General features: G+C 55.4%; 17 protein-coding genes. 9 read left to right on the plus strand and 8 right to left on the minus strand.

The annotated features are described in order from the left end of the window. The first annotated feature begins 8 nt into the window (after nt 1-8). The 7 genes from ABJM03_RS03020 (at nt 9) to rfbD (ending at nt 7,237) form a co-directional block, all read left to right on the plus strand. Nucleotides 9-962, plus strand: coding sequence for an ABC transporter permease (locus ABJM03_RS03020; protein ID WP_348415409.1), 954 nt, complete (start codon nt 9-11; stop codon nt 960-962). A 3-nt stretch (nt 963-965) separates the two neighbouring features. Continuing rightward, complete coding sequence (locus ABJM03_RS03025; RefSeq protein WP_348415410.1) at nt 966-1,853, plus strand: ABC transporter permease; 888 nt, start codon at nt 966-968, stop codon at nt 1,851-1,853. Beyond that, nucleotides 1,840-2,916: an ABC transporter ATP-binding protein gene (locus tag ABJM03_RS03030; RefSeq protein ID WP_348415411.1), complete on the plus strand. Its 1,077-nt coding sequence runs from the start codon at nt 1,840-1,842 to the stop codon at nt 2,914-2,916. Before ABJM03_RS03025 ends, ABJM03_RS03030 begins: the two co-directional genes overlap by 14 nt. Before the next feature lie 67 nt (nt 2,917-2,983). Then, nucleotides 2,984-3,961, plus strand: a complete 978-nt coding sequence (locus tag ABJM03_RS03035; RefSeq protein WP_348415412.1) for an ABC transporter ATP-binding protein — start codon at nt 2,984-2,986, stop codon at nt 3,959-3,961. 90 nt (nt 3,962-4,051) lie between these two features. Continuing rightward, nucleotides 4,052-4,510, plus strand: coding sequence for a RidA family protein (locus ABJM03_RS03040; protein ID WP_348415413.1), 459 nt, complete (start codon nt 4,052-4,054; stop codon nt 4,508-4,510). 540 nt (nt 4,511-5,050) lie between these two features. Next, nucleotides 5,051-6,223 (plus strand): nucleotide sugar dehydrogenase, encoded by a 1,173-nt coding sequence (locus ABJM03_RS03045; protein WP_348415414.1) that lies wholly within the window; start codon nt 5,051-5,053, stop codon nt 6,221-6,223. Nucleotides 6,224-6,367: 144 nt separating this feature from the next. Then, entirely contained in the window at nt 6,368-7,237 is an 870-nt protein-coding gene (gene rfbD / locus ABJM03_RS03050; RefSeq protein WP_348415415.1) for a dTDP-4-dehydrorhamnose reductase, read from the plus strand. A 12-nt stretch (nt 7,238-7,249) separates the two neighbouring features. Here rfbD and galE read toward each other — a convergent pair whose 3' ends face one another. The 3 genes from galE to ABJM03_RS03065 form a co-directional block, all read right to left on the minus strand. Beyond that, on the minus strand, nt 7,250-8,236 hold the full coding sequence (galE, locus tag ABJM03_RS03055) for a UDP-glucose 4-epimerase GalE (RefSeq protein WP_348415416.1): 987 nt from the start codon (nt 8,234-8,236) through the stop codon (nt 7,250-7,252). 227 nt (nt 8,237-8,463) lie between these two features. After that, the gene (locus tag ABJM03_RS03060) at nt 8,464-10,863 is read right to left on the minus strand and encodes a pre-peptidase C-terminal domain-containing protein (protein WP_348415417.1); all 2,400 of its coding nucleotides are present in this window, start codon (nt 10,861-10,863) and stop codon (nt 8,464-8,466) included. A 125-nt stretch (nt 10,864-10,988) separates the two neighbouring features. Further along, nucleotides 10,989-13,460, minus strand: a complete 2,472-nt coding sequence (locus ABJM03_RS03065) for a hypothetical protein (protein WP_348415418.1) — start codon at nt 13,458-13,460, stop codon at nt 10,989-10,991. 134 nt (nt 13,461-13,594) lie between these two features. On the opposite strand from ABJM03_RS03065, the gene ABJM03_RS03070 reads away from it, so the two are divergent. Beyond that, entirely contained in the window at nt 13,595-14,524 is a 930-nt protein-coding gene (locus ABJM03_RS03070; protein WP_348415419.1) for a glycosyltransferase, read from the plus strand. Nucleotides 14,525-14,540: 16 nt separating this feature from the next. On the opposite strand, the gene ABJM03_RS03075 is transcribed toward ABJM03_RS03070, so the two are convergent. Both ABJM03_RS03075 and ABJM03_RS03080 read right to left on the minus strand, forming a co-directional pair. Further along, complete coding sequence (locus ABJM03_RS03075) at nt 14,541-15,197, minus strand: ABC transporter ATP-binding protein (protein ID WP_348415420.1); 657 nt, start codon at nt 15,195-15,197, stop codon at nt 14,541-14,543. Nucleotides 15,198-15,209: 12 nt separating this feature from the next. Continuing rightward, nucleotides 15,210-16,394, minus strand: a complete 1,185-nt coding sequence (locus ABJM03_RS03080; protein ID WP_348415421.1) for a capsule biosynthesis protein — start codon at nt 16,392-16,394, stop codon at nt 15,210-15,212. A gap of 149 nt (nt 16,395-16,543) precedes the next feature. Between ABJM03_RS03080 and ABJM03_RS03085 the strand changes: the two genes are divergently transcribed. Further along, nucleotides 16,544-17,362 carry an ABC transporter permease gene (locus tag ABJM03_RS03085; RefSeq protein WP_348415422.1) on the plus strand — a complete coding sequence of 273 codons (819 nt, stop codon included), beginning with the start codon at nt 16,544-16,546 and terminating at the stop codon, nt 17,360-17,362. A 30-nt stretch (nt 17,363-17,392) separates the two neighbouring features. On the opposite strand, the gene ABJM03_RS03090 is transcribed toward ABJM03_RS03085, so the two are convergent. The 3 genes from ABJM03_RS03090 to ABJM03_RS03100 are packed head-to-tail and all read right to left on the minus strand — an operon-like array spanning nt 17,393 to nt 21,409. Then, entirely contained in the window at nt 17,393-18,145 is a 753-nt protein-coding gene (locus ABJM03_RS03090) for a hypothetical protein (protein ID WP_348415423.1), read from the minus strand. After that, nucleotides 18,142-18,876: a CatB-related O-acetyltransferase gene (locus ABJM03_RS03095; protein ID WP_348415424.1), complete on the minus strand. Its 735-nt coding sequence runs from the start codon at nt 18,874-18,876 to the stop codon at nt 18,142-18,144. The genes ABJM03_RS03090 and ABJM03_RS03095 overlap by 4 nt, the downstream gene beginning before the upstream one ends. Further along, nucleotides 18,869-21,409 carry a glycosyltransferase gene (locus ABJM03_RS03100; RefSeq protein WP_348415425.1) on the minus strand — a complete coding sequence of 847 codons (2,541 nt, stop codon included), beginning with the start codon at nt 21,407-21,409 and terminating at the stop codon, nt 18,869-18,871. The genes ABJM03_RS03095 and ABJM03_RS03100 overlap by 8 nt, the downstream gene beginning before the upstream one ends. Nucleotides 21,410-21,611 lie beyond the last annotated feature (202 nt).

Raw genomic sequence — 21,611 nt, forward strand, 5'->3', positions numbered from 1 at the left:
CCTTTTCGTTGCTAACATATATCCTCCGCCGTCTTATCCTTGTCATGCCTGTGGCATTCGGGGTTTCTGTCATTTGTTTTCTGCTGGTCCAGATCGCCCCGGGTGATCCGTTGACAGCCATCATGCCGGTTGACGCCACCGCCGAGCAACAGGCCGCAATGCGTGCTGCATACGGGCTCGATAAACCGCTACCTGTCCAATATGCGATCTGGATCGGAAACCTTGTGCAGGGCGACATGGGCCGCTCGATCGCCACAGGGCGACCCGTGGCAAGCGAAGTTTTCGGGGCAGTGCAAAACTCGCTTCTACTGGCACTGTCTGCCGCGATCATAGCCTTTCCAATCGGTATTTTTCTTGGGTTTCTTGCGGGATATTTCCGCGACACGTGGATTGACCGTGTGGTTACCGCCATCTCAATCGCAGGCGTATCGGTCCCGAACTACTGGCTTGGTATTGTTCTTGTCATCATTTTCTCTGTCAATCTCAGCTGGCTGCCTTCAATGGGCGCAGGGCCTGGCGGATCGTCGGAATGGGAATGGGACTGGCTTCATATTCGCCACCTTGTATTGCCGGCTGTGACACTGGCTGTTGTACCCATCGGCATTGTCGCGCGCACGGTGCGTGCCTTGGCAGGCGACATCCTCAGCATGGATTTCGTCCAAGCGCTTTATGCCAAAGGGATGAGCCGCGCAGATGTCCTGCGCCACGTTGCACGCAATGCCGCTGCAACCGCGCTTAGCGTTATGGGTCTACAGCTGGGATATCTGCTGGGCGGCTCGATCCTGATCGAAACGGTGTTCAACTGGCCCGGATCGGGCTTTTTACTATCAAACGCGATTTTCCAGCGGGACCTGCCCCTGTTGCAAGGCACCATTCTTGTTCTTGCGCTTTTCTTTGTCGCCATGAACCTCATCGTCGATGTGGCACAAGCCGCCATTGACCCACGTATTCAGAGGACCTGATCCATGGCTCTGTCAGAAACACTTCCCGTGCAACCCGCACCTGTTGCGAAACAGAAAGGGTACTGGTCCGGTGTCGGCGCACGCCTTGTGCGCGACCCGCTGACCATGATCTGTGCAGGCGTGATCCTTACGCTTATCCTTGCCGCGATCTTTGCCCCTTGGCTGGGTCTGGCAGACCCCTACAAAGGTTCGATGATCGCCCGCCTCAAACCGCTGGGCACAGCAGGGCACATTTTGGGCACGGATGAGCAAGGGCGCGATATGTTCGCGCGGCTGATTTACGGTGGGCGGCTTACGCTCTTTATCGGCTTGATGCCTGTTGTGCTGGCGTTCTTTGTCGGCTCTGCTTTGGGCATTACGGCGGGCTATGTGGGTGGGATTACCAACACCATCATCATGCGGACGATTGATGTCTTTTTTGCCTTCCCATCGGTGCTTCTGGCCATCGCCATCTCTGGCGCACTTGGGGCGGGGATTACAAATAGCCTTGTGTCTCTGACAATCGTTTTCATCCCGCCGATCGCACGCGTCGCCGAGGCCGTGACATCGGGCGTGCGCGCGCTGGATTACATTGATGCGGCCCGCGCCACAGGTGCCAATGCATGGACAGTCATCCGTGTGCATGTGATCGGCAATGTGCTTTCGCCCATCTTTGTTTATGCAACATCGCTGACCAGCGTCTGCATGATCCTTGCGGCGGGCCTGTCATTTCTGGGGATTGGCGTGCGCCCCCCCGAACCCGAATGGGGCCTGATGCTGAACACACTGCGTTCTGCGATCTATATCAATCCGTGGCTCTCTGCCCTGCCGGGAGTGATGATTTTCATTACCTCCCTTTGCCTGAACCTGCTGTCTGATGGCCTAAGGAGTGCTATGAATGTCCGCGACTGACCTCACCCCCCCAAAGACGTCGACGCCCCTGCCCCACGCGAAACCTGACCGTGGCGGGCCTGCGCAACCACTGCTGATCGTCAAAGATCTGCAAAAACACTTCCCCGTGCGCGGTGGGCTATTCGGGCGGACCCGAGCCAAAGTTCAAGCCGTCGATGGCGTCTCCTTTGAAGTCAAAAAGGGCGAAACCCTCGGCATTGTCGGCGAAAGTGGCTGTGGCAAGTCAACGACAGCCAAATTGCTGATTGGCCTGACGGAGAAAGACAAAGGCGAGATCATCTTTGATGGCACGGCGCTGGGGCAACAATTATCGATCAAAGATTTGCGCAAAGATGTGCAAATGGTTTTTCAGGACAGCTATGCAACGCTGAACCCACGGCTGACGATCCTCGATTCTGTTGCATTCGGGGCCAAGGTTCAGGGGCTTTCCGACCCTGATGATCTGGCCCGCAAGATGATGGACCGCGTGGGGTTGGACCCGAACCGTTTTGCACATCGCTACCCGCATGAGCTTTCAGGCGGGCAGCGCCAACGGGTCAATATCGCACGTGCGCTGGCCATGTCCCCGCGCCTTGTAGTGCTGGACGAAGCGGTTTCCGCGTTGGATAAGTCGGTCGAGGCTCAGGTCCTGAACCTGCTCAACGACCTGCGTGCCGAATTCGGGCTAACCTATATCTTTATCTCGCACGATCTGAACGTGGTGCGCTATATCTCTGACCGTATCCTCGTGATGTATCTGGGTGAAGTCGTCGAAATTGCGCCTGTTGATCGTATCTGGAAAGAGCAGGCCCATCCTTATACGCAGTCTCTTTTTTCGGCCATGCCGTCCATGGATCCTGACAACCGCACGAAAAAACCGCCCCTGTTAGGCGATCCACCCAACCCGATCAATCCGCCCTCTGGTTGCCGTTTTCACACCCGCTGCCGCTTTGCGTCGGAGGTTTGCAAAACCAGCGCACCACGCCTTGCCGAATTTGACGCGACCGCTGACCATTTGGTGGCCTGCCATTTGCATGACCCAACCTCGGGGCATCCGAAAGCGGGGCAAGGCATCCCCTCATGACAGCCGCAACCAGCAACCGAACCCACCCTGCAAGCCTTGAACATATCTCACAGCCAGAGGCCCGCCCATGACCGATCTCCTCGATATCCGCAATCTAACCCTGCGCTTTAAGGGCAAGCGCACAGTCCATGCGATCAACAATGTATCCCTCAACATGAAACAAGGGGAAACACTGGCGCTGTTAGGAGAGTCAGGCTCGGGCAAGTCGGTGACGTTGAAAGCGTTACTAGGCCTCTTGCCGCCCAAACGCACGGAAATTGAAGGGTCTATCCATGTCAACGGCACGGATGTTCTGACCTTGTCGGGCAAGGCGCTTCAACGGTACCGCGGCGGCGACGTTTCTATGGTTTTCCAAGAACCCGCTTTAGCATTGGATCCCGTCTATACAATCGGCCATCAGATCGCGGAATCCGTTATGCGTCACAAGGGGGTGGATAAGGCAAACGCCATGGCCACCGCGCTTGAAATGCTTAACCATGTGCGCATCCCCTCTGCCAACCGCCGCCTTCATAATTACCCGCACGAGCTGTCGGGCGGTATGCGGCAGCGGGTCATGATCGCGCTGGCTTTGGCCTGCAAGCCAAAGCTATTGCTGGCGGATGAACCCACCACCGCGCTGGATGCAACTGTGCAGATTCAGATTTTGCTTTTGCTCCGCGAGTTGCAAAAAGAATTCGGGATGGGCGTGATTTTCGTGACCCATGATATCGGCGTGGCGGTAGAAATCTCCGAACGTGTGGCTGTCATGTATGCGGGTCAAATCATTGAAGAAGGCACCACCCATGAGATCATCCGCGATGCCCGCCACCCCTATACACAAGGCCTGTTGGCCGCGAACCTGCATGATATTGAAAAAGGTGCTCGGCTGAACGCCATTCCCGGTGCGCCGCCCGCCCTGGAGGTCGCTCCGCAGGAATGCCCCTTTGCACCGCGCTGCCCGCACGTGATGTCAGCGTGCCATGATGCGCTCCCCGCGATGGTCTCGCCTGCGGATCGACGCCGCGTTGCCTGCTTGCGGGCCCAAGAACCAATAGCTGCTGAATAGGCTCCCCACCTGTATTCTTCGCAACCTTTGCCCCGCAAAGGGGCAACTTGCGGATAAACAAACGATCGCCGCCAACTTAAAGGACGACATATGACCATCGAAGAAAAACTTGCCGAAATGGGTCTGACACTACCCCCCTCGGCACCCTCTCGTGCGCTTTTCCTGCCAGGTAAGATCAGCGGCAACCTGTTGTTCTTGTCAGGGCAAATCTGTGAATGGGAAGGTGTGCCAAAATACTTCGGCCCAATTTCCAAAGGCTTCGACGTCAGCATTGGTCAGCAAGCGGCACAGATGTGTGCGCTAAACCTGTTGTTCTGCGCCAAACAGGTCGCAGGATCATTGGACAGGATCGCTGGTGTCGTCAAAGTAAACGGTTATGTCGCGGCCGACCCCGATTATGGTGAAGGTCCATTCATCGTCAACGGTGCCTCGCAGCTGTTCATCGACCTTCTGGAAGACGCAGGGCACCACGCCCGCACGGCCGTAAACGTAGCCTCTTTGCCCGCAAATGCTTTGGTCGAGGTCGAGGCAGTACTGGAGCTAAAGTAACACCTAAGGCGCGAACCAGATGTTGACCGGCGCGCATATAAGAAGATGAGAAAAAGCAGCTAAGGTCGGCAAAGAACGCGGCTTTTCCGACCTTAGCAATGCAATGAAGGAATAGTGCTCTGGCCTGCCTCGGGCACGCAGGGTTGAAGATATTTCTCCAATCTCGGGTCCTGCTTGCAGCGGGTAAGGCACCCCCGGATTCAGATCACTGATCCCACCGTCGCGTGTCCAAAAATAACTGATCTCGCCCATTTTTTGTTTCGCGTATTACACAGCCAACGCGACGGTGACTCTCATCCACTCCGGTCTCCTTCAGTTCTTCGGTTATGCGTGGCCTCCGCCTGCCCTGTTTCATGCCGACTATCAGTTACAAGGTTAGTCCGATATTGCGTGAACCGGAAAATGCGTGTGCCTATTTCAGGCTCGATCAGACCTCCAAATTCGGCAATAAGCGCTAAGTTACCCTATAGCAGCCTCAGACATGCCACATTAACCATGTTATGGTGCCCTTCAGGCAGAGCAAAAAAGAAAAGTTATAAGATGAAGATTGCAGTTTTCGGGCTGGGTTATGTGGGCATGTCAAATGCTGCGTTATTGGCCCAAAATCACAGTGTGACAGGCGTTGATCTGGACGCCGCGCGCGTGGACCTCGTCAACCAGCGTAAAAGCCCCATCATTGATGAAGAGCTTAGCGCGTTTCTGGTGGATACATCGCTGGATCTACACGCCAGCACAGATGCCAAAAAGGGATTGGAAGGCGCGGATCTGGTCATTGTGGCCACGCCCACCAACTATGATCCCGACACAAATTCGTTCAACACCAATAGCGTGGATCACGTGGTCCGGCTGGCAATCGCTCATAGCCCCGACAGTACCGTCGTGATCAAATCCACCATTCCGGTGGGATACGTTGCCCGGATGCGCGCCGAGCTGGGCACAGATCGCCTGTTGTTCAGCCCCGAGTTTCTGCGCGAAGGCCGTGCGCTACACGACAATCTCAACCCCAACCGGATCGTCGTGGGTGACACCACAGCCCGCGGTCGGGGTTTTGCGGATTTGATGCTGGAAGGTGCGCAAAGCACCGATGTTCCCGTACAGCTCACCAACCCATCAGAAGCCGAAGCGATCAAGCTTTTCTCAAACACCTACCTTGCCATGCGCGTTGCCTATTTCAACGAACTCGACAGCTATGCCTTGGCCGGTGGCATGGACAGCCGCCAGATCATCGAAGGTATCTGTCTGGATCCGCGCATTGGCGACCACTACAACAACCCTTCGTTCGGCTATGGCGGCTACTGCCTGCCCAAAGACACCAAACAGCTGTTAGCAAACTACGAAGACGTCCCCCAAAACCTGATCCGCGCGATTGTTGATGCAAACCGCACCCGCAAGGATTTTCTGGCCGACCAGATTATCAGCCGCGCCCCCTATCCCAAAGTGGTCGGCATTTACCGTCTGGCCATGAAAACCGGCTCTGACAACTATCGTCAAAGCTCGATTCAGGGGATCATGAAACGGATCAAGGCCAAAGGGATTCAGGTCATCGTATATGAGCCCCTCCTCACCGAAAGCCACTTTTTTGGCTCGCGGGTCTTGAGTAATCTGGAGGAATTCAAAAAATCATCAGATCTGATCGTTACCAACCGGCAGGCCGATGTTTTGGCGGATGTCGCGGATAAGGTCTTCACCCGCGATCTGTTCGGCATGGATTAAGCCACCGGTGCCTGATTGAAGGACCGCCGCGGCCATATCTGCGGATGAATAGCACCATTCGCGACATGAGACCTTTATGCCCATGGCCACCGCATCCATAGCTGATATACAAATTTTCAAAGCTTAACAGAAAGGCAGCTCGCGATGGATATCCTTGTTTTTGGGCATAGCGGACAGGTCGCAACCGAATTGCGTATGCTGGCCACAGACAAACTACGGATCACAACCCTCGATCGTGCCGCCGCCGACCTGACAGATGCAGCCGCTTGCGCTGCGGCTATCAGCAAACATGCCCCCGATGCCGTCATTAACGCTGCGGCCTACACAGCCGTCGACCGCGCCGAAGAAGACGAGGCAACCGCCCGTTTGATCAATGCCGATGCTCCCGCAGCAATGGCACAGGCCTGCGCTGACAGGGGCATCCCCTTTGTGACCATCTCGACCGATTATGTTTTTGCAGGTGACGGCGACACACCTTGGCAGCCTCATGATCCAACCGGCCCCATGGGCGCATACGGGCGCACCAAACTGGCCGGCGAACAGGCCGTCGCCGCAGCGGGGGGCACGTGGGCTGTTCTGCGCACCTCTTGGGTTGTATCCGCCCATGGCAATAACTTTGTGAAAACCATGCTACGCCTCGGCGCAGAGCGGGACATGCTAACCGTTGTTGACGATCAAATTGGCGGGCCAACCGGTGCCGCCGAAATTGCACTGGCCTGCGTGACCATCGCACAAAAGCTTGTGACTGCGCCGGAATTGTCAGGCCTCTATCATTTTGCAGGGGCCCCTGACACCAGCTGGGCCGACTTTGCCCGCGGCATCTTTGAAAAATCTGGGATCGAATGTGAAGTGACCGGCATTCCCTCACGGGATTACCCCACGCCGGCGACCCGCCCGCTCAATTCGCGGATGGACTGTAGTAAAACCACGGCCTCATTCGGCATCAAACGCCCAGACTGGCGCACCAGTCTGGACGAGATTCTGGCCCAACTGGCCCAAAGCGATGCGACCTAAAACTAAAACAGGTTACTGAGTTTTGCTCGCATAGGCCCAAGCGTCGCGGATGATTGTCTCCAGATCGCTGTGACGCGCCTGCCATCCCAACACGTCTTTGGCCCGCTGTGCATCGGCAACCAGAACAGCAGGATCTCCCGCGCGGCGCAGGTCTTCGTGCACCTTGAAATCCACACCCGAAACACGGCGCACCGCGTCAATCACCTGCCGGACGCTTTGCCCCTGCCCCGTCCCCAGATTGATCGCAGTACATCCGGCAGTGCGGGTCCGTTGCAGATGGGTTACGGCCGCCACATGCCCCAATGCCAGATCACTGACATGGATATAGTCGCGAATACACGTACCATCGGGCGTGTCATAATCGGTGCCATAGACATTGATCTGCGCACGTTTGCCCTGAGCCGCTTGAATGATGAGCGGAATCAAATGGGTTTCCGGATCATGGCGTTCGCCGCTGCGCCCCTGTGCGTCCGCACCGCAGGCATTGAAATACCGCAGTGCAATGGCCTCGATCCCGTAAGCCGCCACACAGGATTCCAATACGGTTTCGACCATGGCCTTGCTATCCCCATAGGGGTTGATCGGTGCCCGCGGTAGCCTTTCGGACAACAGCGCCGCATCCTCGGAATTTCCATAAACCGCAGCTGTTGAGGAAAACACCAGACGCTTTACCCCGGCCGCATTCATGGCCTCCAACAGCGATAGCGTACCCGCAACGTTGTTCTGGAAAAACGGCAAAGGCGTCAGCACGGACTGTCCCGCCTCGATCAGGGCGGCAAAATGGATCACACTATCTATGTCATGATCCTGCAGGACCTGCGTCAACTTCGCGGTATCCGACAGATCCCCCTCAACCAGAGCATCGCCAAAACACACATCACGGTGCCCTGATGAAAAATTGTCATAGACGACCGCATTAAATCCGGCCTCTTTCAGCGCCAATGTGGTGTGCGATCCGATGTATCCCGCACCTCCCACAACAAGAACGTTTTTGCTCATTTTATCTTTCGCTCTGCTCTCTGAGAAATCAATTTATGGATCAAAAAATTTCGTTTAAACACCCCACCCGCTTGGGTTAGAGATCACATCGTCAAACACCTTGCCGCAAAGTAACACGGGGCCCGCCCACTGCATAGGGCGACTTGACCCCATGCAACGGCTACCCCGATCGGGGCGCAAGTCGCAAAAACTTACGCCCCAATCCCTCTGACCGCACCCGCGATCCCCTAGAAAACAAATACGTTGCTTTCCAGCTCGGCCAAGCTCGAGAAATTCTGAACGGTCAGGCTTGTGTCCGAATCAAAGCGAAGCACCACATGCCCCCCTTCAACCGACCCGAATTGCTGTATCACCTCTGCTCCGCTCAGGCCGGCAACCTCAGAGATTGTCGAAGCCTTAAACGCGATGCGATCCCGATGCACCAGGTTCATATCTTCGATCACGTCGTGCCCGGCGGTAAACACAAACGTATCCGCACTCTGACCGCCGCGCAGCGTATCGTTTCCGACACCCCCATCCAAACGGTCGTTGTTTGCACCACCATTCAGATAATCATCACCGGCACGACCATACAGGCGGTCGTTGCCTTGCCGCCCGAACAATCTGTTGCTGCCCGTATCACCGAACACGCCATCCGCAAAACGGCTACCTGCCAGATCCTCGATGCTGTCATAAACATCACCTGCAGCTTCTCCTGTGTTGCGGGATGTGTTCATCAGATCAATAATTAAAGCCTCAAGGCTTTGCGAATATTGCGCGCGGTCACGGTGTTCCCCACCTAACAAAATATCTGCCCCAACACCGCCAAAGAGAACATCACTGCCAATGCCGCCGTCCAGAATATCGTCGCCGCGACGGCCATAGATATAATCGACGTTCTCCTGCCCTTCGATAACGTTATCACCCAGCGTTCCGCGCAAGTTATCCGATCCGCGACTACCTGACAGGTTTTCGATGTCTGTATATGTATCCCCTGCGGCAATATTCGTGTTGACCTGAGTATATATCAAATCAACGCGCAGCGACCCTCGGGACGCCCCATAGTCCACTATGTCGCTACCATCTCCACCGTCAAACTGGTCTTGCCCTGCACTGCCCAGCAACCGGTCCGAACCAGCGCCACCGCCAAGAGTGTCATCGCCGGCACCACCGTTCAGCACATTGTCACTATCGTTGCCAACCAGAACATCCGCACCATCGCCGCCGGTCGCATTTTCGATCACAACACCATTTGCAATGGTCAGGCCGCCTGCGATCCCGATACCCGAAGACAAATAGCCGCCGCCGCCAATAGCACCTTCCAAAGTTGCAGCACGCAGATCAATTGTCGCCCCGAGGGATCCGGAATGACGAATTTCATCTATCCCGCCAGCGTCCCAGATGCTTTCCCATGCTGTGTCCAAACCGTTTGTGCTGTCCAATGTGTAGACATCATCGCCCAACGCGGTTGACGTGTTCGCGCCGTACAATTGCTGTATCACCGCGATGTCCAACGCCATGGGCCCCGCTTCGCGGCCCCATGAATAGCTGGTTGGTGCCGTTCCCGGTGCGCCGGTCCATAACCCGCCATTATAGGACTGCGTTGTGTAAACACCTTGGTTCAAGCCATGTATTCCATAGCTGCCGAAGGCGCCATTAACGCCAAGCAAAATATCAGAATCGCCGCCATCATCATGCCCATGCGCCATGCCCAGTCCATGCAACAGCTCATGCGTGATCGTGGCAAAACCTTCGCCGCCCGCTTCAAGGCTCCCCCCCGCGGAACGGTCCCACTCATCACCGTTGAAAACCCCTAGAGCGTTCCCCGTCCCAGTGGCTGTCGGCAAGGTAAAATACCCCAGCAAACCAAAAGGCAATTCATTGGTGTCAAGGACCAGACGAAAATCGGCCTCCTCCGCAGTGTCCACAACGGTAAAATTGACATTCGCAACCGCCTCCAAGCGGTCAAAAGCCTCGGCAAAGCGCGCGCGCTCGTACGCGTTGAACCCTTCCGAAGTCACCGCAGGCACGCCGGGCACTACAACGCCGCTACTGTATCCGGATGTGCCGAAGTAAACGGTAATATCCATCGGATCCGCCAATTGCGTCCCCCATGTCAGGGCATCAATAGGGTCATAGCTCTGCTCGGAAAGGCTCTGCCCTCTGGTTACTTCCAGATCATAAGAGCCCGTTTGCACGCTATAGGCGCCTGCTTCGATGTAATAGGTTCCCGACGTGGACGCAGTGAAGGTCAGGAATGAATCCAGTCCAGAACCGCCATCATCATTGATGCCAATAACCGTATTGTGGCTATCGAAAACACGCAGATACGGATCTGATAGCGTATCACCCTCCAGGGAAATATTGATCGTTTGATTGGCCTCTAGTGTAATTGCAAACCAATCCAGATCGCCGACGGTTTCAATCACCCCCGAAACGGTCTCCCCCACGGAAACACGCCCTGTGGTCTGGGTTGTGTTCGTGAAATCATCGCCGGCTGACCCGAATTCCGACAGATCGTTGAAAACAACACTGCTGCTTTTATTCAGGCTCTGGTCTTCAATGTCGTTACACCCACAGCCACATAATGCGCATTCACCACCGACATCCAAAAAATGATGCCCACTATCACTTTGTCCAATCGTCATAAAATATCCCCTATTCCCTTACAGCCCGGCCCCTGAATAAATCAGAACGAAATTGCACCGATAAACTGCCCTTATATTATGCCCACTTCGTGGCATTCCCCGCTCGATTTCAGGCCCATTTCCGGCTAAAATATGATTATCTGATCACTGAGCCCGTTCAAATCTGTAAAATCTTCCAACGTCAAAGACCCTACAGTTCCAAAATCAAAAACAACATCTCCATCCTGCACCCGCGCTAATTGTGAAACGACCTGTGTCACAGATATCTCAGCAGAAAACGGCAGGTTTGCGGTTCGGAATGCAATCACATCACCGAACCTGACGCTGAAATCCTCGATAACGTCATCGCCGAAATGAAAGATAAACATATCTCCATGGGTCCCCCCCCGCAGCGTATCATCGCCGTACCCGCCGACCAACGTATCCGAATTTGCACCCCCGTTCAAATAATCATCGCCCCAACGTCCATCTAACCGGTCTTCGCCTTGACGCCCGAACAGGCGGTTGCTCAACCCGTTCCCAAAAACCCTGTCCCCAGCATACCCCCCTGCCAAATCCTCAATGCTATTGTATGTATCGCCAATAGCTTCACCCGTGTTGTTTTCCGGCAATGCCAAATCAAGCAAAAGAGGCACCCGACTGGACGAATATTGAGCACGGTCAAGGCCAATTCCTCCGATCAATACATCCGCACCAGCACCACCAAACAGGACATCATTCCCGACGCCCCCCTCCAGCGTATCATCTCCGCGACGCCCATAAATGTAATCCACATTGCTGGCACCGAAAATCCAGTTGTCATCAAACGTACCGCGTAAATTGTCCCGCCCGTCACTGCCGATCAGGTTTTCAATACTGTCATAGGTATCACCGGTGGCGACATTGGTATTGATTTCAGGAAACAGCAGATCCACGCGCAACGACCCCCGCGAACCGGTGTAATCCGCGACATCTGTTCCCAGCCCGCCGAACAGGTCATCCGCACCTTCCCCCCCGTTCAACGTATCATTGCCGCCCCCTGCAATCAGCGTGTCATTACCACCGTTACCGTTCAGCTGTTCGCGGTAGAGAGTCCCCAGGATCCGCTCGTCCTCGTCGCTGCCCCATCGTTCTTGGCCCATGATCGCAGCATCCACAGTGATGCGGTCACTAAAGATGAAATCATCCAGTGAAAAATCAGCTCCTGTGAATATCTGGCCCTCCATTGCCGTGATACGAAATGACTCATCGCCCAATCGCACGCCGACCCCGTCATTACGGTCTTGGAAAACGATGCTGGACAGGCCGGTAAAACCCTCGAACCCGGATAGGTCAATCCGGTCAACGCCCAACTGAAAATCCATGATCCGGTCCCCCAGCCCGCCATCCGCGCGCATCACGAATACATCCGCGCCCTCCCCGCCCCACAATGTGTCACGGCCCAGACCCGATATCAGCACATCCTGCCCGTCGCCGGCCTGCAAATTACTACCGCGGATGCCTTGTGTGCCCTCCGCGATATCGTCCGCTTCGAGGATCAGGTTACTGCCCACATCAATGCGCCACGCGCCCAACGCGCCCCCGCCGCTTTCTGCCACAAACATTTCGATCGCGTCTCCCGCAGCGCGCAGGGTCAACGCGGCCGGATTGTCCAACCCCGTTAGCAACGAATCCGCAATGCTACTCAGGTGCAAAAGCCGCCCCTCGGGAAGCACAGTATACAGGCTCAGCCCGTCATCGCGCCCGCCCACCACAACATAGACACGCCCGTCAATCGTGATGCTTTCCATCACCGAAACACCCAGAAACCGCGTATCCAAATCATCATTTACCTGATGCAACGGGGTCAATGCGCCATCATCCTCAAGGCGCAGCAAGGTCAGCGAGCTGGTCCCGTAAGAGCCAACCAGAACAAACTGCGTGCCCCCCACATCCAGAACTTCCAGATGCGTTGGCTGGGATATTCCCAAACCGTCATCCGCGCCGACCTGCGACAAGGGTTGCAGCCCGCGTTGCGCATCCACCTCGAAACTCGATATGCGATTGTCATAAAGCGAAGCCACCACCGCCAGCGTGCGCCCCGCAACCTCGACCATCTCGACCATCTCGACGCTAACCCCATCGCCCCTTTCGGCCAGACGGTAGTTCTGCACATGGGTGAAATTGCCCCCGCGCCCCTCCAGCCAAAGATCCAGCCCCTCACCGCCGCGGGTCGCAGTCAAAACCACCGAATGCCCCTGTGCGGTTCCCGTGGCCACATCCGTCACCACACCGGTTTGCTCGCCCAGACTAGAGGTCTCTACCAGCTGCCCGTTTGCTGCAACGCGGTAAGAAACCGCTCCCTGCCCCGCGACCCCGTAAACCCAGATCAACTCGGATGAATCCAACACATCCATCACCACCGGTGCCGACAGACCCGACGCCGTTTGTAGAATTTCATTTTGAACAAGAGAGGCCCGATTGCCGGTCACATTCCACGCAAAAGCCTGCCCCGCCTCGCGGCCTGCCGCCTGCAAAAATGTCTGCCCCCCTTGCTGGACCAATTGCAGACCTGTCAAACCGGACGGGGCCAAAGCCTCTAATCCGGATACATTATACAGATGCTCGAAATAGCTCACCCCAAGCCTTCCTTTGCCCAATTTCACTCACCTCGAAACTGGTAACTTCCGGCTCTGCCCTTCCCACGCAAACCCCGTGGCGAATTCATGACCTTTCCAAAGACTTTCGTTGAAATTAAGTGTAAAGGCCGCCTATGACTGATCCGAACACCCCCGCCAACGCCGCCCATATCACCATCGCCTTGTGCACCTACAACGGCGAGGCGCATCTGCGCGCGCAGCTGGAGAGTTATCTGGATCAACATCACACGAACTGGTCCCTCTGGGTCAGTGATGACGGGTCCAGTGATGCGACCCTTGAAATCATCCAGCAATTTGCCCGCGAACATGGCGCAGAACATCCCGTGCGTGTGATCAAAGGCCCCCGTAAAGGCGTGGTCAGCAACTATCTGTCCCTGCTGTGCCACCCCGATTTCCCTGCGGGCATCACCGCCTTGTCAGATCAAGATGATATCTGGCTTCCTGAAAAACTCGATCATGCCCTCAGCTCCCTTCAAATCACGGATACGCCCTGTCTGTATGGCGCGCAAAACATACATGTCGACAATGCCATGACCAAAATCGGATCCTCCAACACGGGCAATGCGACTCCCCATTTTGCCAATGCACTGGTCCAGAACATCGTCAGCGGCCATAGCGCCGTGCTCTCTCCGACCGCGCTGGAGCTAGTGCGCAAAGCAGGCGTGCCCGAAGGTATCCCCTATCACGACTGGTGGCTGTATCTTCTGGTCACCGCTGCAGGGGGACAGGTGGTTGTGGATGGACATCCAACAGTCCTGTACCGCCAACATGCCGCTAACCTGATGGGGGCCCACAACGGCTGGCGCGCCACATTCGAGCGGGGCATGCAGGTGCTCGGGACAACCTATGGCAGCTGGCTTGATGCAAATACCAAGGCTCTACAGGCCTGCAATGCGTTGCTTACTCCTGATGCCCGTAGCGCATTAGACAGCTTTGCAAGACGCCCGCGGAGCCCTTTGATGCTGGCCCGTCTGGGCGTACGCCGTCAAGGTCGGTTCAGCACCGCCTGCGTTTACCTCGCCGCGCTGCTAAGGCGGATATAATAGAGACTAACAAGTCTTATTTAGAGGTGTTTTCATTGTGATGCGCGATCGCTTCGTTCACGTCATCATAGTAATACAGCTTGCCGTTCTCCAACACCGCACCCGCATCACATAGCTGGCGTATCTGATTCATCCCGTGCGACACGACAACCGCACCGGCATGCTTCATGCGGGCTTGGAACACCTCCGCACTTTTCCTACGGAATGTCGCATCCCCAACCGATGTCACCTCATCCACAAGATAGGTATCAAAGGGTACAGCCATGGAAACGCCAAATGCCAAACGCGATTTCATCCCCGATGAATAGGTCCGGAACGGCAAATCAAAATGACCACCCAACCCTGCAAAATCACGTACAAAGGAAACCAGTTCATCCGTATCCACGCCGTAAATACGCGCGATAAAGCGCGCGTTTTGCCCACCTGTTAGCTCTCCGTGGAATGACCCCGCAAACCCGACAGGCCAGGAAATAGAACCATCCGAAACGATCTTTCCCTCGGTCGCGTCCATCGTGCCTGCAATCATCTTGAGCAAGGTCGATTTGCCCGCACCATTGCGCCCCAATAACCCGACAGAACGCCCCGTGGGAAAGACAGCATTGATGTTATCGGCAACCACCTTACGCTGGCCGCGCAGGTAGAAAACTTTGGTCAGGTTGCGAAACTCGATCATCGGGCCAGCCTTCTAGCGGCGGTCTTTTAGTGAATAGGCAACCAACACCGAAATCGCCCATGCCATAAACATAAACAGCGCAAACAACCCCAGTATCGTCACCCGCTGCGGGAACAAGGAACGCTCGGCCAATGTGGGCTGGATATGTGCGGCAAGATAACGGCTTTGGCGGCGGGCTTCGGCCAGCGCGGCATCACGTGCAGCCAAAGATGACACATATGTCTGTTCCGCAAATTCACGGTCCACGACCAAGCGTTCGTATTCACCTACCAACGTCGTGAAACTCTCCCCGTCATCAGCATCGCCTCTGATACCGCGCTTGCGGCGCTCTTCTTCGATGCGGACCTGAATAACTTCGACACGGCGCTCGGCATTGCCAACACGTGGATCGTTGTTTTGTGAGGTCGCCAACAGCAAATCCAGATCAATCAACGCTTCGGCCAACTGCGTCTGCAACGTCCCCAACAGCCCTTCCTGGGTCTGCAAATCTACAGTAGGGTCCACAATCCTGTTGTCATTGCGAAACCGTGTGATCGCTTCACGGGCCGACTTCAGCCGCTCGACAGCTGTATCAAGCTCGTCACGGGCATATCTCACAGCATCTTCGCGCGCGACCGCGCTCAGCTCGTTGATCATGTCCGAGCTTTCGACGAAAATAGCCTGGGCAATCTTCTGCGCATCATCAGGATCAAACGCCAGCACCCGCACTTCGATCAAGCCACTGCCGCTGTCATAATAGACACGCACCATCTTGCCCCAATAGTCGATCAGGTCCTCGATCGTTCCGTCACTATCGTAGGCAAACACCGGATCAAAGGCCGGCTTGGACCAAAGGCTGCGCAGATCAAGCTGGTCATCCACCAGAGTAACCATTTTCTGGCTCTGGATGTATTCGTATAAAATATCAGTGTCAGAGGAGGACGATCCCGACAGCTCGGTAATACCGCCCAAAATTTCTACCGCCGACCCGACCTCTTCTTTGCGCACAGAGAAGCCGACCGTCGATGAAAACTGACTGGCTGCCACAAACCAAAGATAAAAGGCCAACACGCCGACGGGAACCACCACAATGAAAAAAGCACTCAGCAGCGCCAAACGGTGACGGCGACGCGGACGCGCGGGACCGGCGGTTGGTGGAACCACAGGTGCCTTTTTCGCCGGCGCGGCCTTATTGTTTGTTGGGGCAACCTGTGACACGTACACGCTCTCCGATGTGTTTCTTTTTTTGCTCGTTGCGTTTAATCATACCAGCAGAACACTTTGAATACCAAAGCTTGAGATGCGATCACACCTCAAGCAGCAACTTGCTGTGATATAAATCTGCCAACACCGTGAAAAGGTGCCTGATGTCTTCTTTGCCTCTGCCGCAAGGCCCCAACACATTACACCGCAGCAAACGGCGGCTTGCCAGTATGCGCACGATCCTTGCGCTGGTCCTGCGCGAAATGGTCACCACCTATGGCCGCTCGCCCGGAGGCTATCTTTGGGCCGTGTTAGAGCCTGTTGCTGGCATTGCCTTGCTCACTATAATTTTCTCGGCAGGATTTAGATCGCCTGCCCTCGGCATTAGTTTCCCGCTGTTCTACGCCTCGGGAATGCTGCCCTTTTTGATGTATTCGGATCTGTCCGGCAAAGTATCGTTGTCAATATTATTTTCCAAACCGCTGCTGGCCTACCCTGCCGTGACCTATCTGGATGCGATCCTGGCGCGGTTTTTCGTCAATTTGCTGACCCAGCTTTTAGTTGCCTATCTGGTCCTATTCGGAATCCTGACATTCTTTGACACCAAAATCGTGCCTGACTACCCCACTGTCGTTCTGGGATTTTTCATGGCGGCCTGTCTGGCCTTGGGCGTTGGCACGTTCAATTGCTACCTATTTCTCCGCTTTCCAGTCTGGCAACGCACATGGTCGATCCTGATGCGCCCGTTGTTCATCATTTCATGTATCTTTTTTCTATTTGATACCATCCCGCAACCTTACCGGGACATTCTTTGGTACAATCCGATAGTGCATGTGGTCGGGCTGATGCGCCGTGGGTTTTATGCCAATTATGACGCGCCCTACGTATCTCTAATATATGTCTTTGGCATATCAATGCTGTGTTTTCTCGCAGGGCTGACCCTGCTGTACCGCGGCCACCGCCGACTGGTGAATGACGGCTAAACCAGACCCTAAAAAGGCTAAATCGGCAGGTTATTCCCTGCCGATCCTCTTCATCAGAGCCTCGTCCTTGCAGACAAAGCTTTCCAACAATTCGCGGGTTTCGTCCTTTTCCAGACGTTCCAGCAGTTTGGGCCAGCGCGCTTCCCCCTGAGGGGCAGCGCCCTTGTTATGATAGGTCTTGGTGACACTGATCTTTTTGCCAAGGTAGCGCTCGATATCATCCTCCAACCCGCTCAGGTCCTTGGTGGAATACACCGCATCCAACTGCGCCAGCCCCCGCTGGGCACGCAGCAACAGCTCTTCCAGAGGCAGATCAACCACCTGCGCATATCCCCGCATCAGACGGGTAGCGAAATAGGTACAGTAGAAATTGTCGTAATGATCGCGGATAAACCGTTGCCAGCTTGGATTCCCACCCAGGAAATATTCATCTGCACTGTTCTCCAGAAGACGGCGCTTGCCCGTGTTCTGGGGTAACGCAAGATCTTCTTTAGACAGAGCCTGCGCCTCTTTGTAGAGATACAAAAAGAACGACGCGATCCGCTCCCGAGGGTCCCGAAGCACGCTGAAAACGAATTTGTCCTCTGGTAGCGTATCCAGCTCGGTCCAGTCGATATGCCCTGAATAGAGACTGTATCCTTCCGGCATTTGTGGCCCCTTGGGCGCCTGTGTGTGGACGCGGATAGGTGACACATGCGCAGGGCCGCCAACGGCCGGCACCAATGCATTATGAACAGTCTGCCCTGCGGTTTTAGGAATATGTAAGAAAACTACAGTGCTCATTCTTCTTCTTTCGACAAATCAACGACAGTGGGGGCAAAGGGTTCAACCTGCCCATTCATCTTGAGCACGCCCTGCGCAAACTCGCCCGGCTTGGTAGGAGACAGGTGATCCAGTTGCCATGGGGCGAACTGCCACCATTTGCTGCGCAACATCGGAGCGATAAGCGAGGGGGGCAAACGGAACTTCTTAATCACGGCCGGATTACCCGCAACCACAGCATAAGGCGGCACATCTTTCACAACGACAGAATTCGCTGCAACAATGGCACCATCACCTATGGTGACCCCCGCTTTAACCATCGCACCATGGCCGATCCAGACATCATTGCCAATGTTAGTGATCTGGACCTTGGTAGGGGGCTGACCGTTGTTGAACTTGTAATTGTGGTATTCTTCTGCGCCTTCAAACCCCCCCTTCAGGGAAAACAGGTTATCGTGCAAATAGAATGCAGGGCTGGTGCTGGCCCATGTCAGCGGGTGATCCTGCCGCCCGATCTGGATATCTTCGCCGAACGAACAATAGCGCCCGATGCGTGCCGCAAAACAATAGCCTGACACCTGATATGAAAACGCGCCCAAATGGATCGAATGTTCATACTGCGTCCATTTCAAAGACGAAGGTGCCTCAAGCCGCGTATTTTTGGGCAGGTTGAGCGATAAGGAAGGACCGCGGCTCAGAACCTCGACCCCTTTTCCGCGCAGTCGGGAGTAAGGAACAGATACGCTACTCATCAGGTTGTACCTTTGCGTCTTTTAAAATTGTATCCAGCATCGGCCCAAATTCAGGGTCATGCAAGTCAAGCTCAAGGACCCCGCCCTGCCCACGCTCCTGGGCTGCAGCGCGTGCCGCATCCCCTTGCGCCCCCAGATCAAAACTCCAGACAGGCAAACCCGTCGCAATGACCTCATGAACGGCATAAGAGAACGTCTCGGGCCAGATCGAGGGCATCAACCAATCCGTAATCCCGTATTTCTGAACAAGTCCCGGAATATCCGACAGCTTGTAAGACCCATGAACCTTTGCAGGAGCGGTCAAAGCGTAAGCCGGATCTATATTCCCGACCACAACCAGATGGGCCTGACGCGTCTGCGCCAGATGCCGGCTTAGATCCTGTAGGACCTTGGCACCTTTCTGCAATCCGATGTTGCCCAGAACACCAATAACAGGCAGGCCGTCTTTGCCCCCGCCCACGGGCGTCTGCGGCACATCATGCAGCATACTATGCGGCATGACCCGCAGTTGCGCTGCAATATCGGGATAGGCCTGTAGCATCAGATCAGCGCTGTTTTGGGAGAACACCGTAACATAGTCTGCTTTGCCCAATGTCGCCCCCCATGCCTGTCGCCACTCGCGCAGCGTAGCAGTGCTGCCATCAGGCCTGCGCATTTGGTGTGCTTTATCCCCGTGACCGGCAACAGGCATGCCGCGATACACCCCATCAGCGTCCAGCAAGGTATAAGACGGGCTTGCAGGAAAGAAATCATGCACCAACACATCCAGACTATGGGCCGATCCGGCTGACAACCGGTCCAGCAATGCAGGCACTTCGATCGGATCACGGTCACCGACTGCGCAGGAATACACAACATGACGCGCGGACAGCAGATCCATCAGCTCCATCAAATGCGACATTTCTTCCAGAGCGCCGCTCACCATGCCTTGTTCACTGTGCACTTCGACCTTCCAGCGATGCGCACTTCCAAGACGCAGAACAACAGCCGCAGCACCGGTCTCAAGATCACCCTCGATCCTGCGCTCCAGATAATGCTCGGCACCGCCCCCCATATCATGGGCGATATAGACTGGCACCGGACCGGACCCCGCCACAGCCGCCTGCGCATCCGCCCAGGCAAGCGATAGCGCCAGACGTGGAGAGCTCATCGGATCGTTGTGGATAAAGTCCTGCACCATCTGGTCATAGCCAGTGTAGCGCTGCGAAATAATCTGGTTATTCGCCAAGACCAGTTTGAGCTTTTCTTCAGACCCGAAAGAAGTCCCGCCACGGTGTTCAACAAACAAACCGGCATGACCCAGATGCCGGCCCCCGCGGGCCTTGACCCGCCGGCACCAATCCACCTCTTCGCCATAGCCACGGCCAAAGATTGTATCCAACTGTGGCTCTAACTTGAGGTATTTGATGTTCATCGCCATACAAAACCCGACCCCTGTCGGAGCTTCGGCAAGGACAGCAGTCGACGAAAACTTTTGCGCCGCGGCGTCAATACGGTCCGCAACACCCTCTTCCAGATCACTGCGCACACAGATCACGGGAACGTTGTAGATTTCAGCGTCATTCGACATCGGCGTGACCGTTGCCACGTTATCATGCTCTAACACAGGGCCTAACAGACGGCTGGCCCAGCCCTGCGGTACAAACGCATCCGAATTCAGCAGCACAACATGATTGCCCAGGCTGATCGCCCGATCAAACGCACGGTTCACCGAGCGGATGAAACCGAGGTTTTCCTCATTCTCCAGAACCTCGATGTGCGCGCGCGTGGCCTCGGGTAATGCCGCATGCCAGCTGCGCAAGAACGGGCGCACCTGTTCATCCGTAGATTTATCTTCGATTATGATGAGGTGATAGGGCAGATCTGTATGGGCAAGAACCCGCTCCAGAACATCGGGCAGCAAGTGGAACGCGTTGTAGACCGGCAGCACAATTGTAATTTTCGTATCAGCGCTGGCCGCCAGCGGCGGCTCGCCATCCTCTGCAAACAGGGCTTCATTGACCAGTGCCGAGGCAACCGTTTCGTGCAGCCCCAAGATTGATTTCACCCGCGCTCGCGCGGCAAAATCCCGCGTTGTATACCAGCGCGCAGCAGCCGGTATCGCGGTCAGAGCTGCCCCTGTGAAAGGCAGAATTTGCTGCCGGCGCATTCGGGTAAAATCGGCCTGTGCAAACTTGTCCAAGGTAAAGACATAACGCTCATCATCGTGCATCACCCAAAACACTGTGTGACCCTGATCATAGCGGACATTCAGGCTGAACCCTGGTGTGGGGAACGCGTCATTTTCGTAATGGCTGGTGACATCGCTGCGGGTCAATGAGGGCGTTTGATGGTCAGATTCCCCTCCGGATTTAAGTCCAACGGAGGATGCGAAACACCACCCTTCGACAGTCAACCGCCCTCCCTGAACAAGAATATGATCGACCATTCCGAACATCTCGCCGTCCATACCAACGAGAGGAAAGCCCGGAGCCTTCATTTGCCCGTGATGCGAGGCATAGCGTGAGAAAAGCTGAGAAACTCGGTTGAACATAAACCTATCTGTATCCCGTAAATATATGGGCTGAATTTGCCCTTCTTCACGGTTCCTTTACGCTGCTAAATCGCGGGTGTCCACCAAAGGCAACCCTCAGTTGCCGTTCACTAAACGGTACAAAAATCACCTTTGTCTCACCAGAAAGATCAATCCGGGACTGTTGGTTAGGCTCTATTCCCCCGCCGTCCTGCTTCACTGG

This window comes from Sulfitobacter sp. (assembly GCF_039977885.1).
Classification (GTDB): Bacteria; Pseudomonadota; Alphaproteobacteria; order Rhodobacterales; family Rhodobacteraceae; genus Sulfitobacter.

Coding starts and splice junctions, on each gene's coding strand:
- ABJM03_RS03085 (WP_348415422.1), top strand. CDS start 16,544: ATGTCTTCTTTGCCTCTGCCGCAAGGCCCCAACACATTACACCGCAGC.
- ABJM03_RS03075 (WP_348415420.1), bottom strand. CDS start 15,197: ATGATCGAGTTTCGCAACCTGACCAAAGTTTTCTACCTGCGCGGCCAG.
- ABJM03_RS03035 (WP_348415412.1), top strand. CDS start 2,984: ATGACCGATCTCCTCGATATCCGCAATCTAACCCTGCGCTTTAAGGGC.
- ABJM03_RS03025 (WP_348415410.1), top strand. CDS start 966: ATGGCTCTGTCAGAAACACTTCCCGTGCAACCCGCACCTGTTGCGAAA.
- galE (WP_348415416.1), bottom strand. CDS start 8,236: ATGAGCAAAAACGTTCTTGTTGTGGGAGGTGCGGGATACATCGGATCG.
- ABJM03_RS03095 (WP_348415424.1), bottom strand. CDS start 18,876: ATGAGTAGCGTATCTGTTCCTTACTCCCGACTGCGCGGAAAAGGGGTC.
- ABJM03_RS03100 (WP_348415425.1), bottom strand. CDS start 21,409: ATGTTCAACCGAGTTTCTCAGCTTTTCTCACGCTATGCCTCGCATCAC.
- ABJM03_RS03070 (WP_348415419.1), top strand. CDS start 13,595: ATGACTGATCCGAACACCCCCGCCAACGCCGCCCATATCACCATCGCC.
- ABJM03_RS03040 (WP_348415413.1), top strand. CDS start 4,052: ATGACCATCGAAGAAAAACTTGCCGAAATGGGTCTGACACTACCCCCC.
- ABJM03_RS03090 (WP_348415423.1), bottom strand. CDS start 18,145: ATGAGCACTGTAGTTTTCTTACATATTCCTAAAACCGCAGGGCAGACT.
- ABJM03_RS03045 (WP_348415414.1), top strand. CDS start 5,051: ATGAAGATTGCAGTTTTCGGGCTGGGTTATGTGGGCATGTCAAATGCT.
- ABJM03_RS03060 (WP_348415417.1), bottom strand. CDS start 10,863: ATGACGATTGGACAAAGTGATAGTGGGCATCATTTTTTGGATGTCGGT.
- rfbD (WP_348415415.1), top strand. CDS start 6,368: ATGGATATCCTTGTTTTTGGGCATAGCGGACAGGTCGCAACCGAATTG.
- ABJM03_RS03030 (WP_348415411.1), top strand. CDS start 1,840: ATGTCCGCGACTGACCTCACCCCCCCAAAGACGTCGACGCCCCTGCCC.